This window comes from Paenibacillus tyrphae, from assembly GCF_000722545.1.
GTDB lineage: Bacteria > Bacillota > Bacilli > Paenibacillales > NBRC-103111 > Paenibacillus_G > Paenibacillus_G tyrfis.
The window spans coordinates 1-18,581 of record NZ_JNVM01000047.1 but is presented as its reverse complement, the minus strand read 5'-3'; the positions used below and the strand labels follow the sequence as shown (position 1 = coordinate 18,581).

Genomic DNA, 18,581 nt, shown 5'->3' with positions numbered 1-18,581 from the left:
CATTTATAGAAAGGATTACCACTTGAGTGATTCTAAAGAAGTGGTTTTTTCCTTTTGGCATTTACTAAATTTGAAATGGATAGGTCTATTCTCATGGAAAACAAGGTAATTGGAAGGTTCGTTAGAACTAGAAACGATCTGGGTATAGGTAAAGTAATCGACCACTTTAATGGAACGGTCGTTGTAGAGTACTTCATTTCAATAGAAAATAGAAAACGTTTTAATATCGCATTGAGCGAAATACAATTTGTTAAGCCAGACATTCAAACACGATGCTATTATTGGGATTCGAAGAAGAAACGCTGGATGATTGGCCGTATTACAGGATTCGATGCAACAGATTACCAGGTTGACTTTCCCGACTCCTATTCCAATTACATTGACTCAGAAAATTTATTCGTCCGTTGCTCACTGCCGATTGAAGATCCTATGGAGATTCTCATCAATAAGGGACATGAGACGGCTTTTTTTAATCGTAAGCGTACCCTTTTTGTGCAAGAAATGATGAATCAACGGAAAGTAGGACGTGGGATGGAAGGACTTCTTTCATCTTCTGTTTCACTGTATCCTCATCAAGTGGAGGTTATTCGGAGAGTATCGGAAGATCCAGTCCCCCGATATCTACTTGCAGACGAGGTAGGTCTCGGAAAAACGGTTGAAGCAGGAGTTATAATCCGTCAGTTTTTATTGGATTATCCAAACTCTTCCGTTCTCATTGTGGTTCCTTTATTTTTACAGGTGCAGTGGCAAACAGAATTACATAACAAATGCAATTTGTACGAATTCACCAATCAGCTTACATGGTGTGCGACGGAAAGGCTGTCTTTTAATGATAACCTGCTGCAAAAGAATGATTGGGACTTAATCGTTATTGATGAAGCGCATATTATCGCAGCGAAGGCATCAAGTCTAATAGAAGAAGAACGAAAGCAGTATCAGTTGATCGAACAGTTAACGAAGCCCGCCCGCGGGTTGTTATTGTTATCTGCAACGCCAGTATTGCATCATGAACAAGATTTCTTAGCGATGCTTCATCTGCTGGATCCGGATCATTATCATCTTGATGAGGTGGAAAGATTTCAAAAACTTATCTCCATTCGACAACACATCGGGCGAACATTATTCACTTTACGTGAGAATGCAAAGCCACTTCTTTTACGTAGATCCGCTGAAAAGTTGTTGGAACTCGTGTCAGATGATTATTTGTTGTCCGGCAGTGTGGAGCGTTTATTAGATGCCCTTGATAAAAATGATGAAGATAAGCGCATAGCAGCGGTACGGATCATTCGGAATCATTTGACGGAAACGTACCGACTACACCGGAGAATGTTGCGAAATCGTCGTGATACGGTAAAACAACTTTTTAAGTATGGACGTGATCTTGAACGTGGTGAACTCTCGGTAGCTGAGGAATACGATTTCGATAGTCGAACTGCCTCCGTTCAAGATTTAATGGATGAATGGCGTGAAACGGCATGGGCATTAGAAAGGGAAGAATGGCAGGAGTGTGGATTTTCCCACTCAACTGGGTATCAAAGGTTGTTTCTTCATTTATTGGAGTTATCGAATTCTGCACTACCGGTATTCCGGCACGTACTAGAGGCACGCTTGTCTGGGGAGATAAGCGACTCGTTCACGGAGCTCTACGATACGGAATTGGTCGAACTATTGCGCGAAGTGCCACTATTTTCAGGTGAACGAGAGTTGCTTGAGTCGTTGCTCCTCACAGTTGATTGTTCCGTCGAAGAAGAGGACAGAATGGATCACCTTGTCATGGTAATTGATACCGTTACGGAACAGGCACGGAAAAAGAAAAAGACGCCACCTAAAATTGTTGTTTTTACGGGACACTATGCCGCGGCAAATTTCATCCTTAATCATCTGAGAGCTATATACAAAACTCAGGTAATTGCCCAATATCTCAAAACATTGAGCGATGTCCAAGTGGAACAAGAGATTGAGCGTTTCAGATACGATGAGCAGTGCTGCGTACTGGTCTGCGATCCTTCAGGCGAGTTAGGACGCAATTTGCAATTTGCGGATACGATTGTGCATTTCGATTTGCTTACACAACCCGGTCGCATGGAGCAAAGAATAGGTCGTGTAGATCGTCTAGGACGTACGCGGATGTTTTCTACCCATGTATTCACCGGACCGGATCATCCATCGTTGATTGAGGCCTGGTATATATTCTTGAATGAAGGACTTAAGGTGTTTCAAAACTCCATTTCGTCATTGCAATTTCTGATTGACCGAATCATTCCGGAAATTTATGGTAGGTTTTATGCTGAGGGTGCTCAAAGTTTTATTCGATATGTAAGGGAGTCTTTCGCAGATCGCCTAGAAGAGGAAAGGATTCAGGTGGAGGAACAAAATGCATTGGACGAAATGGATTCGAGCGATGACTTTGTGCAAGGACTTGTTCAGAATTTGGTGGCATATGAATCTGATCACGCACGTATTCAAAAAAACATGGAGGGATGGGTTCATAATGCATTGAAATTTGCCTGTAAACCATCCACTTCACACACGGGGGTATTAACTTACTTCCCAACTCGGCAAACACTTTTGCCTATCTCTACTTCAATTGCAATGGCGAAGATAAACAGCAGGGATGGCAGTTATGATCGGATGACGGCCGTCTCCCAAGAAAATTGTCGAATATATCGTATTGGAGATCCTTTTATTCAAATGCTGGATGATGACATCAAATGGGACGATCGTGGGCGAACCTTTGCTTTCTGGCGCAAAGTGAAGAGTTGGAACCCGATGAAAGGTTTCGAGTGGTTCGGGTTTAGCTTCAACTATATCGTCGAAGGCGACGTCTCCGCAGCAGCAGCAATCTATTCTTCCATAGACGGTAAGGCGTATAACAGAAAAGCTTTGCAGCGTAAAATGGATCGGTATTTTCCGCCCTTTATGTATACCGTTAACGTTACACCAAGTGGCAGTCCGGTGACTGACTCCAATGTTATAGAAGCCCTGAAGGCTCCATTTGAGAAATTGAGTGATTTCGGCAACGATACGAATTTAACCAAAGAACGATTGAATGTAATCGATGAATTTATTTCGCCCGACCAATGGCCTTCCTTATGCTCCTGTGCCCGTGAAAGTTCGGAACTGTTTTTGCTGCAAGATGCGTCTGTAGTCACCGCATGTGAGGAAGCACTGCAGTCTATGCAACAGGAGTTGAACCGGCAACTTCAGCAGTTGGAGTTAAGAGCCAAAACGCAGCAAACACATGGACAATTCGATCGAATTGATTTGGCTTTTGAAGTTGAACTACACCAAGCAATGCAGGCTGGCCTTAAGAGGCCGCATGTTCGTTTGGATTCCGTTGGATTTATTATATTATCGGGAAGTGAACTTCGTGGCGACTACGATGAATGAGTATGACGAATTTGTGCAGTTGATTGAAACGTCTCATTCGACAGGAGGTTTCTTTACCTGTTTTTATTTGCGGTTTAAAAATAGTATGCACTCGCGAAGAACTTCGCCGCGTGACAAGGTGTCTCTGATTCGTAGCATTTTGAGACATAATGCGGAGAAACAAGGTGGCTTATCGTCCATCCTGTGGGTTCCGCGCAATTCGGAATGGCCCGATCCACACGTGTGGGAAGAATCAGGAATTGCTGTCATCGTTCAAAAAAATGATCGATTACTGATTAAGGCTCACCCGTGGATTCCTAAATGGCTACCTGATTCGTCGATTGCTGATGTCGAGAATCCTTTATTTGCCAAAATCCCTCGACAAACACATAATATCGTGAAGGGGGATCCGTTTTTATCGAAGATGAAACTTTCCGCTTACAGGAGTCAGGGACAAGCAGATGCGATCCGAAGCATACTGACTGCACCGGAAGGGTCAACGCTGGTGGTTAACCTTCCTACTGGAACAGGGAAAAGCTTATGTGCCCATCTACCCTCGATTATAGCATCGGAAATTGAAGGGGTGTCGATCGTCGTTGTCCCTACAGTGGCTCTGGCTATTGATCAGGAACGAGCGATGGCCCCCTTTATTTCGCATTCAACTGCATATTTTAGTGGACGGGAAGCGGAGAATGAAGGAATCCGCGGTCGGATACGCGACGGCACGCAGCGAATTGTCTTTACTTCTCCGGAGGCGATCATGAAATCGCTATTTGTGCCGTTGCAACTAGCTGCTGGCCGGGGATATTTGCGTTATCTGTTTATTGACGAAGCACATATGATCGAATTATGGGGCGATGAATTTAGGCCGGCTTTTCAAGAGTTGGCTGGATGGCGCAAACATTTGATGCGTGAGGCGCCGACTCTCCGGACGGTACTATTGTCGGCGACCATAACGGAGGTGTCCTTGGATGCAATGGAAGATTTGTTCGGGGCTCCTGGGCCGTTCAAACATTGTTCAGCCGTTCAATTGCGACCTGAACCGGCCTACTGGTTCAAGCGGGCCAACAACAAGCAAGATAAAGAACGATTTATTTTTGATGCAGTTTTCCACTTGCCGCGGCCGCTTATTCTTTACACATCGGAAGTTCAGGATGCGGAGGATTGGGGGGTGACTTTAAGGGCGGCCGGTTATGGCCGTTTGGAAGTAGTTACTGGTAAGACCCCGAACCGCAAGCGCGAGGTGATTGTCTCCGCTTGGCGGAATCGTGATATCGACATTGTTGTCGCGACTTCAGCCTTTGGCCTTGGCGTCGACCAACCAGATGTACGAGCAGTTATCCACGCCTGTGTACCCGAAAGTTTGGATCGCTACTATCAGGAAGTTGGACGCGGCGGACGCGACGGCAACGCTGCTATGTCGCTTGTGGTATACACGGACGACGATATCCGAATCGCCGAAGAGATGAGCGGCAAAATGCTTATTACCATCGAACGCGGGCGTCAGCGTTGGAGAGCGATGTTCCAGCAAAAGCAAATTGATACGCGATATCCAGACTGTTATCTCGTTCCGATTGACGTCTCTCCTTCCCTTGATTCGAGAGATATTGATATGGGGGGATCGGCTCGCAATGCCGCCTGGAATATCCGAACGTTGAACTTGATGTCCCGGTCCAAACTAATCGAGATGGACTGGCAGAAATGGGATCAATCTAATTCAAAAGCAGAATATAACGGTAACACCCATCGGCTTGTGCGCATCCTGCACAACGACCATCTTCAGGAGGGCGCATGGAAGGCTTTAGTAGAACCTTTCAGGATACTCAGTTCTAAGGCTAGTGAGACATCACTTGTGCTGATGAAGGAACTGTTGCAAGGGAAGCGTTGCGCCGCTGACATCTTTAAAGACGTGTACCATATTCCAGAACGTCCGGGTGTGAACAGACGCAAAGCTATCGGCGTTCAAACCTCTTGCGGCGGTTGTCCTAATTGCAGACGACAAGCGCAAGGGCCGTATGCAAATATGGCAGTATCACGATTGATTCAATGGCAGAAGCGACCGGGTCTGACCGAACAGTTATCCAGGCGATTGGACAACAGCGACAAGGCGGTGTTGTTCTTTGATCCATGGCCGGAAAGAAGCTTTAGTCGACTGGCTGGACGAAAAAGGGAAAGATGGACCATGCTTTTGCGTTATTTGATTGATCATGGTATTCGGCAACTATGCGCAGAAGAAGCCCTATTGAACGAATTAAATTTGTCGCAATTTCATCTGGGATCAGAACCGTTATTTACGAACCATATAGATGCGCCATCTTATCGATGGTCACATGTTCCCACTGTCGTTATTCATCCGTGTACGGATTTGATATTACATACGATCGAACGAATGTTGCAGCAAAAGTTACATCCGTTCCCTATCATAACGTTGCTACCGGAATATATACGGGAATCCAAGACACCTGGGCGTTTGCTAATTGATGTATTGCAGTGTAAAAAATATAGATTGACTGAATTTCAATTGGAGGTTGGATTGTGAGCGTATTAAACGAGCCGTTTGCAAATCCAAGTCGAGTTCGTGGAACCTGGCGATTGCTTGCACACCTTGGTTCGCCCGTCGAGAGAAGCGAGCTGGAAGAGATGTTGTCCCCATTTTCTATAGCGGGGGATGTAAGGGATGAAGAGGACAACGAAGATCCATCGGAGGTATCTCATCGTAACCGAATTCGGAAAGTGATCAATGAAATGGTGAAAATGGGTGTTGTTGTGGAAGAGGGCGGCATGCTGTGTTTGGCGGAAGATGCTGTACCGTTGGATGGAACAGAGTGGGATGATTTTCTTGTGAATGCGATTACTCGTCGTATTTTCGACCTTCATAACGAAGAGAATCATGACCTGGTCTTGCTGATATCGTGGTTTTATAGTCAAAATGCATATGCACCAATGACCTGGGACCAAATAGCACGGGCTCTAGACGAGCAAACGGATCCCAATCGATTAGGGTGCAAAAACAAGACACGTTTTGAACAATTTGAGTATTGGGCGAATTATCTTGGGTTTACTTGGACGTTGACGATTGATAGGCAAACGAGACTAGTTGTGGATCCAACAAACCATTTGAGTAAGTTGTTACCAGACTTGTTCGTAGGTACGGACACGTTAAGATATTCAGATATTCAATCAAAACTTGCCTCGCTTAGTCCATTACTTGAGAATGGATGGGCTCGCAAAGCGTTAAACAAGAAGTATTCGATAGAAAATCGAGATCCACTTGTGCTCTCATCATCGACTGCTTTTGCATGGTATCGACTGCAGGAAGAAGGAACAATAGAATTGCTAAGAAAATCAGATGCAGATATGTTCCTTTTCCCCGAAGCTTCAGGGATTTTCAGTGGATTTTCAGGAATTACATGGAAGAGGGTGTGATGGTTTGAAACCTTATATATGTTGGGAACCGAACTTAATTGATCAGGTAATGAATCCCGATACATTGCAGGTAGAGCATCATCATTTTTTGGCCGCCCATCACCCGATGACGATGTATCGAGAGATTGCGACCTCTGTGGTCAACAATTCTGGTGTCAAGTTCACAGAACTGGAGTTTCTTAGGGAATTTCTGAAACCAGAAGATTATATCTTCGTTGCCGTCCTGGGAGATTCGGGGGCTGGAAAGTCCCATCTAATCCGCTGGTTGTCTGCACAGATACCAAAAACCCCGAATAGACGCGTCTTGCTTATCCCGAAATTTACAAGTCTTAAGGAGATTATTGCACGTATATTGGACGGGATGGAGGGTGAGGTTTTCGAGAAATATAAGGAGAGCTTAAACGAGGCCGTTACGAACCTTTCTCCAGATCTGGCACGCCGGCGACTGGCAGATACGATTGGTCAATTAATTGGTCCGGATGGGCCGCACCAGATGCGAAATTTAACCGAACATGAAGAAGTATTTATAGAAGAACTTCATCACCTTTTCTATGATCCTGAATATCGAAAAAATGTGCTACTCAAAGATGGAGGCATCTTGCATCAGTTGACTGATCATATTTTAGGCGTAGAAGGACAAAGTACGACCCGGCGAGAGAACCGTCGATTATTCACCAAGGATGATCTGCCTGTCGATGTACGCAACTTCAAAGGTGCCAGTTCCAGCGCAATGGGGGCTTATCGTATCTTGATAGACTCAGAGTTCCATGAAGCAGCTATCGAGTGGATTAATAAAAACCTAGACGCAGCAATTGCGCTGATGCTCAGTTTTAAGGGGGCGGATCTTGTCAATTTGCTGAATGACGTGCGAGAACAACTAGCGTTACAAAATACCGAACTAGTCCTGCTGATCGAGGACTTCGTTGTTATGCAGGGGATTGATCATGATCTGTTGGACGCTATGCTTGTTCGTCCTAAGCAGCTTGATTCTCAAGGTCAATTGTCTAAAACATTGTGTTCGTTGCGTGTTGCATTAGCCTGCACCTCAGGGTATTTCGAGAAACTTCACGATACGGTTCGGACAAGAATTGAATTTCGCGTTAACGTCAATGTGGAGGCGGCGGAATCCGAGGAGCAGATGACCAATTTCGTGTCCTTGTATTTAAACGCAGTTCGGACAGTTGACACCGATCTAAAGGACTGGTATGAGGCTCGAATCTCGGGCGATGCCAGTTTAGCGGTTCCTTCTAAGTGTAGCGGATGTACGCTTAGAGAAAGTTGTCATAGTGGATTCGGGGAAGTAGATGGAAGAGGATTGTACCCTTTTACGCAGACCTCGATTCAAGTCATGTACAAGCGGCTAACGGATGGGAAAATATCAAAATTTAACCCGCGGCTTCTGGTTGATCGCATTGTGAGACACACATTGTCGGCGTATGGCGATCAGATCGGAACGGGGAGTTTTCCGCCTCCTTCATTGCTGGAGTATTTTGGAGGACGAAATAATAAGCGACTGTCAGGGATCCAAATGCGGGAATTGGCGCAGAAAGACCCAACAAATACTGCTCGCCGAGAGACGCTGTTGGAACTGTGGGGCGACGGCGATCGGATTATGGATTTGCATCCGGCCATTCATGAGGCGTTTCAGTTGCCTCCGTTATCGGATTCATGGGATGATACTCCTGTCCAAGAACTGAATACGCCAAATCGTCAGGATGAGGAAGGTAAGCGACAGGAGGGGCTTGATCCCAACATACAGGAAAAAATAGATTTGTTGCAGAAATGGGCTAACGGAGCAAAGTTGCTGCAAGCTCTCGCTCAGGAGTTGAGAGAGGCTGTTTATGAGTTGCTGTTAGATTATATACCTTTCGACGATGAATTCTTGCTGAAATCGACTTTGCGCAATCACCTCTGGAAAGCGGGCAACATTAACTTCGTCAATCAATATACCGAACCTAGACGACAGACTGTTAATTTGGTGCTGCCCTTACCAGAGCATAGTTTGAACGACACTGCGATTGCATTTCAGGCCATAGTCTTGTTCAAATATTATGGGGCCTGGGACGCAAAGGAGTTTCGGGATGGCCACACCTATTTTCTTGTATTAGCACGCTTGATCGGGGATTGGTCTCGCCATGTCATGAGGCAGTTCAAGCATATTCCGCAAAGAGATGGAGGAAGCTGGGATCCTGTTGAATCAGGAATAGAGGCCCTTGCTGCCGCGGCGGTACTTTCAGGTGAACCGGTAAAACAGTTAAATGGTGCTTCGCTGATAAATACCTTATTCCGTAAACCTAAGTCGGTATCAAAGTATCGTACAGTTGAATGGAGCCGACTGCATGAAAAAATTTCCGGTAAGTTTGAGGATGTCCGAAAAACGATCATCCAAAGAATACCGGCTACTAAAGGATCAAGCTCAAACATTAAAGTGATAGATGCGTTTCAAGTTGTACGTGTAATAGAAAAAATCGATCCTGCTCTTGAATGGAAGTATATGCCGCCTGTAGAAATGATCAGGGGATATGAACCAATTGCCGAGATACACAACCTGTTGTATAAAGAATTTCAAAATACTCTGCGTGCTGAAATTGCTAGATTAGCAAGTTGGTCGGAAAATGTTTTGCGCTGTATCGGTAATCAGGATGTTTCAGAGTTGGTAGCCAGTGTCTTATCCGCCGTAGAAACTGCCCGCCAAGCGGGAGTATTCGCGGGGGCAGTGTATACGGACATAATTGATGCTTTACAAAAGATGAAAAAGGTTCGTCTCCCTTCGCTTATGAAAAATGTTAATCGCTTGAAAAGTTCGACATCGCTGGCTGATCAGGCGACAATACTTGCAGCAATTGACATCTATCAGGTGCATGTTGTCGACAACTTCATGAGACTGGCTAATTCCTTTCTAGAACAGTCTACAGCCCGCATCGACCGGAATTTATCGCATTTGAAAGAAGATTCAAAAGCACAGAAGTTAAATGACGCCAAGGAAGGCATTGAACAAGCTTTCGATCGAATTCTGGAGTTTTTAGGTCCCCCAAAGGGGGCTTCCTTATGATCATTCAACAATCACTAGACCTGACCCAAAAGATCACTGGTTGGAATCAGTCCATGGTGGAAAGTAAGAATGCAACAGCGTATCAGGATCGATACGAAAAACTAAAAGAATTGGCTAATCGATTAGAAACTGTATTCAACACCTATCACCTGCTTACGGCTAGCGACATCGAATCATTTTCAACTGTGGCACCTTATATACAAGAGATCAAATCATATGTTGAGAATTTGCGCGAGCAGTTTCGTACACAGACGAATTGGGGAATAGAACCTCAAGTATTGACTGAACTACAACGCAAAGTTCAGCATTTGGTCGATTCGATCAATAGGCAGGCCAGTGTGGCATGGTCGGACTATATTGAACGGAACCGTCCGCCAATTCAAATGAGTTTATTATCTACACTGCTAGGTATCCCCGGTTTTAGAGAGAATGTTATGCAAATTCGTACTCTGATCGACAATTTGGAGAATTTAAAACGTTATTTACCTACATCCAAGTCGGACATTGATTCAGTGAAAGATATAAATAAGATGATTATGCACGCTTGGACTAAGATTGGGGCTGAAGACATTCCGGATGATGTTCAGCACTTTCTCCAACAGGCCGCATCATCTGGTGGCATAGCGTTGGAGGCCTATACCCAATCCATACGTGATTGGCTTGTACAACATAGATTAACTTCACATTTTTGCATTCGTACTCTTTCGTCATAGGAGGTAAATATGCCGACTACACAGCAGATAAGTGATTTCTTGAGTTTTTTGGAGGATGAAGAAGCAAAGTTGTTGGCGTGGGGATATGTTGAAGGGGGATTTACGGATGACGAATTAATGGAGTTGACCGAAAGTTGGATTTCGGCACACTCCCTCTCTCTCGACCCTCACGCATTAATTAATTCGCTTGAAGCATCTAGAGCTTTATCAATATACTCTTTGCCAACTGGATCCATTTGGCGTTCCCGAATGGCCGAATCGGTACGATTATTTGTTCGATTGCGGCAAGTTTTTGATACTAGAGCCTGGTCTAGCGCATCGACACTCGTTTCTGATTTTCGGTTCTCAACACACAAACGCAAATACCCTGCTAGAAACATCGATGGGCAGAGCGTGCTTGCCACATTGACATCAGCAATGAATGACCGTCAGTTAAATGCTCTTAGAGCACTTCTAGCCCGTGAAAGACCAATTTTATTGTCGCGCTTTCAGGTGGAAGCAACGGTCAGCATGACGCGCTCTCTGAACGTGTCGCAGACAAGTGGCATGATTGTCTGTGCGGGAACGGGTACAGGAAAGACGTTGTCGTTTTATTTACCCGCCTTGTCTGCTATCGCATCGTGGGTAGAAAAGACTGAATTTTGGACTAAAGCAATTGCCATATATCCTCGGAATGAGTTGTTGAAGGATCAGTTTTTGGAAACTTATCTGGAGGCGCGCCGCTTGGATGCTTTTCTACTAACTGAAAAAAAGCGAAAGCTCCGCATTGGGGCGATATATGGTAGTGTTCCACATAACGCTAACTTTCTAGAGAGATACGGTTGGAAAAAACATACTAATGGGCATGTTTGTCCTTTCCTGAAATGTCCTGAAGACAACTGTCAATCAGCTATGATTTGGCGATTTTCAGATGCGCAACGTGGTCAAGAACGGTTATTCTGTGAGAAATGCCAAAAAGAAATAGCAGAGGATGAGATCGTACTAACTCGGGAACGGATGAAGAAAGAACCTCCAGACGTATTGTTTACGTCCACGGAGATGCTCAATCGTTTGATGCATGATCTATCCGCAAGAGAATTAATCGGAATCGGAGCGGAACAGAATCCACGTCTGGTTTTGCTTGACGAAGTACACACGTATGGCGGAATACATGGTGCACAAGTTGCCCTATTACTTCGTCGCTGGCAGCATGCCGTTGGTCAACCTTTGCATTTTACGGGATTGTCCGCCACGTTGGAAGATGCTCAGACCTTCTTTTCACAATTGACTGCAACTAAGCAGCATTTTGTCGAAGTTATTAATGTTGGAGAAGATCTTATAGAAGAAGGAAAAGAATATCAACTCATTCTGAGAGGGGATCCCAGTTCAGGTACTGCGTTACTTTCAACGACTATCCAGAGTGCAATGTTAGCGCGAAGAATTTTGGATAGCAGGCAAGATCAGATGAGAAACAACTTTTTTGGTACAAAGGTTTTTGTATTTACAGACGATTTGGACGTTACAAATCGTTTATATGATAACCTACGAGATGCAGAAGGTTTAAATGCATGGAATCGTCGAAAGAAAGACTCTCTGGCTGCTACAAGAAGGCATAATTTTTTCCCTGATCCTATAAAGGCATTTCAAGCGGGGCAATCATGGATGATGGCGGAGAGGATCGGGCACGACTTGCGAAGACCAATAGTTATTGATAGAACGAGTTCCCAGGATTCAGGGGTTGCTGCAGGGGCAGAGGTAGTTGTGGCGACTGCTTCACTAGAGGTCGGATTTAATGACCCGGAAGTTGGAGTGGTCATTCAGCATAAGGCCCCTCTTGATATGGCGTCTTTCATGCAGCGTAAGGGTCGAGCAGGTCGTCGCAGGGGCATGCGCCCTTGGACAGTTACTGTCCTTTCAGATTTTGGACGCGATCGCATGATGTATCTAAACTATGAAAGTTTATTCAACCCAGCCTTGTCGAAAAAAACGTTGCCGCTCCATAACCGTTATGTATTACGGATGCAGGCGGTCTATGCCTTTATGGATTGGGTAGCAGAGCAACTGCAGTTCAGACGCGGATTCACATTTGGTTCACTTTGGAGTGATTTCGCTGGTCCTAATCGCGAAGGGAAGTTTTCGATACAGCGGCAGCAAGAGGTAGCTACAATTATTGAAGAGGTGCTGACCAAAACGCATATTAGTCGAAATTTGGAAGGTTACTTACAGGAAGCACTTGGTGTATCCGCAGATGAAATGAGTGCATTGTTATGGGATCCGCCGCGCGCTTTGTTTACTCAGGTTTTACCAACATTGCATCGTAGGCTAAAGACCGGTTGGGGAAGGTTCGATGATAATGAGGGTGGATACGAACGATATTCTGCCAATCATCCTCTTCCAGAGTTTATTCCAAGTAACTTATTTAGTGATCTTCATTTGCCAGAAATTACGTTTGAGTTTGTGGATGAAAAAGAAAGGTATGATGTACCCGCCATGTCGATCGTGCAAGGATTAAACGCATTTGCACCAGGCAAGGTCAGTCGGCGATTTGGCAACAGGCGGATGCAACAATCGCATTGGATTGCTCCTTCCTCCCTTAAACCAACATCGCTGCCGCAACCACTTATGATCAATGAATTCTGTACTGAATACATTGATCTCGGTATGGTATCTTATGAAACTGGAGACGGCACACTAGAGCAAATGCGATGTTTTAGACCATGGGTACTGCGCCTGTCAAATGTGCCTGCACATGTTGAAATTTCCTCAAATGCATCGCAAATCTGGAAAAGTCAAATCGTATCGCCATCTAATGAGGACAACCAGCCTTTAAAGATAAACGTACCGTCTGGTGTGATCTGGGGAAAGTGGATTAAGGATGTAAATTTCTATACACATAACCAACAAACTGCTGTCATTGTCAAAAGGTTCAGTATCGGTTCGGAAGCGGCGATTCGACATCATCGTTCTCAAAAAGTTGATATTGATATGCGTTATATGCTGGAGCAAGAACCGATAGCCCTCGGATTTTCATTGGAAACAGACGGGGTTATGTTTCATATTAGCCTGCCTGACCAGAATAGTTTTTACCTAGAGGATAACTATTCTGCTCGTCTGCAGTCGTTCCGCCCGCTGTTCTTCCAACACATGCTTACTCAAGATGAACGTTTCAAGGGAATTGCGAACGTATTCCAGATTGACCGCTTATCCGAGACGTATTTGTCGGCGCTTTCGGCAACCGCTGTCCTACAAGGTTGTACCCTTGAGCATGCTTTTCAACTTTTAAAAGGAGTACCTTTACGGTCGGTTTGCGATAAAGTACTGAATGTCATTTTTACGACCTCTCAACCAGGAGAGCAGGAAAGTGGGGATGACGAAACTAGCGATGATAATGATGAAATGCAATATCAACGCGCTCATGCTGAGTTGTTAGCGTTATGCGATAACGAAATTGTAAGCCAGATTCTCTATGAACATGTTCCTTGTTTGTGGTTACCCCTAGGAGAAAAAGCTATCACATGGGCACGACATAGATGGGTTACAACTCTCGGAGCAGCGTTGTTGCAATCATGCAAAGAGATCAGTAATCAGCATGCAAGAGACGATTTAATCATGGACATCAGATATACGGATTCGAATAAAACGGCTGCCGAAATCTGGATAACGGAGTCGACATCTGGAGGCGTGGGAGTCGTTGAGGATATTATGCAGAAATACCATACTGACCCACGGCGATTCTATAGATTGGTGGAAAGTGCACTCGGTATTTCTGAAATGGAACAAATTGATGTTGAACTTTCTCGAATATTGTCGATTTATGAGCAGGATGAGAGGCTTATGCAAGTATTCAGAGAAGTACGTGAGTTCAATGGTTATCGAGGTTTATCAAAACAATTACAACAATTGAAGCAACTGTTGCACGAACATGGTATACTCGCGACCCATTCAGTAATGAATTCCCTTTACAACCGTATCCTTAAGCCAGGGTCGAGCGAACTTACGGATCTGTTCCTTCGTGATATTATGGCATTATGGAAGGCTGAGGAGGAGCGAATTGGTATATTCATGGATGTTCGGGTTTTTGCCTATGTGTTTAGTAGTAATGATGTGATCGTCGACCGTTTTAAAAAAGCATTACACCATATTGATTCTCGTGCATTGGAGGATGCTAATTGGCGATTCCATGTGATCGTAGGCATGCTGTGGCCGCGGGGCAATCAAGTAAGGACACGTGCCCTGATCGCGCATAATCCATTTGAGCAATTTCCTCCGACTGATCGTGAACTTGTCTTGCAAGGCTTTACAAGTTCGGAATCTGTTAATTTGGCTGACGATGAGTGGTGGAGTAAGGTCAATGAGAAATTGAAGCAAGAGGGAAGCGTACGCCTTGTTGCAGCATCTTCAATTGGAGACAATTTGCAGCAGGCCCTGCTTAAGATTTTGAGTGAACCGATCGAAGTTGGATTTTTACATGTGTATCCGCGGATTGAAGGGTTAACTCGGGAGATGGACTCTATCACAGTAATCCTAGACATACGGGAGGTATAGGGAGAATGAGTACCCGCTATATCCATTCCTCAAAAAGCTCTTGGGAAATAGCAGACCTTCTACAAAGCATATTCTTGATGGAATTGCTTTATCCCAGTAAATCGATTTGGATTTCTTCTCCTTGGATATCGGACATCAGTGTGATCGATAATCGTTCAAATCAATTTGTATCCATCGAACCGAGTTGGGCAAACCGTCAAGTGACACTGACTGAAGTAGTGGCAAAACTTGTTGAAATGGATACGAGGATCATCATTGGATTGAATGACACTGAGCATAACAAATCCTTTATAAATACATTGAATAGCAGAGTTGGAGAATCTTCAAACTTACGTATTATTCGTCGCGCACTTCTCCATGCCAAAGGTCTAATTGGCGATCATTATTACTTGGGTGGTTCAATGAACTTTACGTTTAATGGGATTTCGTTAAATGAAGAAACGGTGTTTTTTGTTGAAGATCCAGCAGAAGTTGCACATAATCGAATCTCATTTATTAACAAATGGGGGCAGATCGAGTGAATCCTGACTTTTCATCAGACATACAGATATTTTTAGATCGTTTTTTTGGAGAAGGAAACTTGCCCAGATTAAAGGGCATTTATGATCCCGACTCAAGTCATGCTAAAATCAGGCCTTTAGTAGATAGACTGGCTAAGGAACCTGAAGCAACAGTCCTTCCTTATATCGATTCAAAAAAGAAGGTTACCTGGTTTGGACTAGCTTTCAATGATGCACAATTTTCACAACTAGCTGATGGCTTATCTGCATTCATGGGCCCGAGTTTTTCAACGTTTCATCGTAATAAGGTTCAGTACGAAGGGCATTCTATAGCGTCTTATGTTCATGAGATTACAAACGGACGATACTTTGCTTTTGAAGCTGACAACGCTCATGTGATGACTCAACTCCAGTTGATGTTTAGTGTGTGGAAAAGGCGCCCCACAAACCGACAAACCATATCAAGAGATATGAGTCACTTGCTCCGCGATTTTTATACATCACTTGAAGCAAAAGATCAGATGAGCGCTGAAGCTAACTATGAAGCAATCAAAGGATTTGGGCAACTCAGTTCCCCAAATGTTTTGTTCTTACAGATACAGATGGTATCGGTATTTGAATTATGGGAAGAGTTGTTTTCGCTGAACGGTATTCGGGAAGTAATCGCCTCACGTCGGCCAATCGCTGTAACGGAAACACTCCTGACTGGTCTGTATAAATTATATATTTTCAAGTTTGAGCAATCTGCCGATGTCGAAGGGGCTGTCCAATCGTTTAGAGAAGACGTGTGGCCGTTATACGGCAACTTATTTCAATCTCGCCGCGGACTGCGCAGTATTGAAGCTATCAAGTGCCATATATTGCGTGCTGCCGCGTTGCCTGAACACAACGTACCGATTGAAGATTTGAAAAAGTTGTTTGATAGCGAGGTGTTTTACAGACATCTTCTTGCTCGGACTCGTGGTGAAGATCCGAAAACTAACACTTCGCATTCTTATCTTCAAGCTCAGCAAGAAATGGATAAAGGGCATGTTGATATTGCATTCAATATTTTATTATCGTTATCACCAGGTTTAGATCGAACGATTGGAATGCTTGAATGCGCGTTTTTATTGCAAGATTTGGACTCGATGAAGCAGAGTCTAGAAGCTTTTGAAGCTTTACATGAGGATCAAAAAAGTGAGATTCTATCCAATCGTAGATTGCACGCTACAATGCAAGCATTACAAACAATGGAGAACGTCAGCCAAGCACCTGCACGTAGTATTCCGGGGGACTGGAACGAATGGCTAGCTAGTCTTAGGGATCTGGATGAGGGACATGCAATAGAAATAGCTAAGCAAGGAGCGGTTCAATGGGGGCTCCAACAACTGCAGATTCAGGACTCAGGGCTTGCAAATCTATACACTAATTTGAGAACCGTGGAGGGCGAGCATGAACTGGAGCGGAAACTCAGGCTCTCCGTTACACATTTACTTGCATTCTTTCGAAAAGACGAGGAATGGCCGAGACAAGAATGGTCAAGAGTTTATATTCTCTTGTTAGGCCATCTGCTCAGAGGTTCAAGTGGCTCGACTGTCGACATTCGATATTATCGACAAATATTGCAAGAGATTGGGCAATTAAACTTTCATGTTGAGGAATATCAGCGGTTGCTCCACCCCGCACTAGATTGGGTGCAAAAATATGGCGGTAAGACAGCAGATGATTCTATTGTTGAATTGCTCGATACGCTTATCCATTTACCTTGTCCGGATCAAGCTACTCGCTTAAGGTTGTTACATACAACAGTATCAAGCCAACGATCAGAAATGTCACAGTCATTGACAGAACTCCGAGGGCGATTAATCCCCCATAGTTGGCCTGAATGGTTCGAAATTATGAGGGAGTATGCGGCGACTTCGGAGTTTCTCCTCGACTTCATGCCGGAGAAGGAGTCGATGGAGTGGGGACACAATGTAATTGATAAGATGATCGAATTACTTGTGGATCCGTATCCCTACTTGGAACAAAAGATGGAATATATAGCTCCTCGTCTTGTTAATTCGGCACTGCAAGCTGAGACTTTCCCGCGGCAGGAGTTGGAGCTTTTTTATGAAACGCTTTTAATGCTTATGAACGCTAAACTAAGTCGCAACTATGAAAACACTCAACGTTTTGTAAGTATGATGGATGGCATGCTCCGTCTTCATCCTGAGTCTGCGGAAGTACGTTGGAATGAGATAGAGGATTGGTTTTCCGGCACACCCTTTACAGCAATTGCGGATCAACTTGTCGATACATTCGATCTGTTTTTTGATTCTCCACTTGCTTATGAGCGAATGACATCATTATGGAATCGCTGGAGTACCCACCTGTTGGAGGAGCTAATCAGCGGGCCACGACTGCGTATATCTCACTGGTTTAGAATTGGAGAACGGGTGAGAGGGTTATATGAGCCAAGATCCAGACTGAAGGAAGCACTTGCGAATGAACTGTTTGAAGATCCTATTGAGAGACTTGGTAATCAGACGATTACAATCTTCACACTGCGAGAAAAGCCGGCAGTTAGGGCAATTGAATATTTGCGCGAGCGGAATCCTGCTCTGCAATTACGCCATTGTACCGACGATCGTTTAACGGATCGAGCCAAGGAGTACGCCCGTAACTCCGATATTTGCGTTGTGGTGACAACGTGTATTTCACACGCGCTGACATATGGTATAGGAGAGTACTTGCAACGGACTCCTGTATATCCGAGAAGTTCTGGTGAGTCATCTATTATTGATGCGATTGAGCAATATGCAAGGAAACTTATTTGAGTTGTATTCGGCCAAAGAGGATTTTATTATTGCAGTTTGCCATGATTACAACTGGGTTACTATTTATTGAACAGATGATAATGGGGGGATTATCTTGCCATGCATACGTTGCTTCTTTAATAACTCGCATCAAAAACAACTTAAGTGTGAATCCTTTCATTCGGGGATTACGACCCTAGTATCTTGACCGAATCAG

8 protein-coding genes are annotated in these 18,581 nt (G+C 44.4%); all 8 read left to right on the top strand.

What is annotated here, in order from left to right:
• Positions 1-54 precede the first annotated feature (54 nt).
• The 8 genes from dpdE to ET33_RS33290 are packed head-to-tail and all read left to right on the top strand — an operon-like array spanning position 55 to position 18,385.
• The gene (dpdE, locus tag ET33_RS33325; protein WP_036692654.1) at positions 55-3,390 is read left to right on the top strand and encodes a protein DpdE; all 3,336 of its coding nucleotides are present in this window, start codon (positions 55-57) and stop codon (positions 3,388-3,390) included.
• The gene (gene dpdF / locus ET33_RS36860; protein ID WP_051775971.1) at positions 3,371-5,908 is read left to right on the top strand and encodes a protein DpdF; all 2,538 of its coding nucleotides are present in this window, start codon (positions 3,371-3,373) and stop codon (positions 5,906-5,908) included. Before dpdE ends, dpdF begins: the two co-directional genes overlap by 20 nt.
• A complete protein-coding gene (dpdG, locus tag ET33_RS33315) occupies positions 5,905-6,795 on the top strand; it encodes a protein DpdG (RefSeq protein WP_036692651.1) in 891 nt (296 codons plus the stop codon). The genes dpdF and dpdG overlap by 4 nt, the downstream gene beginning before the upstream one ends.
• Positions 6,796-6,799: 4 nt before the next feature.
• The gene (gene dpdH, locus ET33_RS33310; protein ID WP_036692649.1) at positions 6,800-9,847 is read left to right on the top strand and encodes a protein DpdH; all 3,048 of its coding nucleotides are present in this window, start codon (positions 6,800-6,802) and stop codon (positions 9,845-9,847) included.
• Positions 9,844-10,560 (top strand): hypothetical protein, encoded by a 717-nt coding sequence (locus ET33_RS33305; RefSeq protein ID WP_036692647.1) that lies wholly within the window; start codon positions 9,844-9,846, stop codon positions 10,558-10,560. Before dpdH ends, ET33_RS33305 begins: the two co-directional genes overlap by 4 nt.
• Positions 10,561-10,569: 9 nt before the next feature.
• On the top strand, positions 10,570-15,084 hold the full coding sequence (gene dpdJ, locus ET33_RS33300; protein WP_036692646.1) for a protein DpdJ: 4,515 nt from the start codon (positions 10,570-10,572) through the stop codon (positions 15,082-15,084).
• A gap of 5 nt (positions 15,085-15,089) precedes the next feature.
• Positions 15,090-15,605 (top strand): phospholipase D-like domain-containing protein DpdK, encoded by a 516-nt coding sequence (dpdK, locus tag ET33_RS33295; protein ID WP_051775969.1) that lies wholly within the window; start codon positions 15,090-15,092, stop codon positions 15,603-15,605.
• Complete coding sequence (locus ET33_RS33290; protein WP_036692644.1) at positions 15,602-18,385, top strand: hypothetical protein; 2,784 nt, start codon at positions 15,602-15,604, stop codon at positions 18,383-18,385. Before dpdK ends, ET33_RS33290 begins: the two co-directional genes overlap by 4 nt.
• The last annotated feature ends 196 nt before the right edge of the window (positions 18,386-18,581 follow it).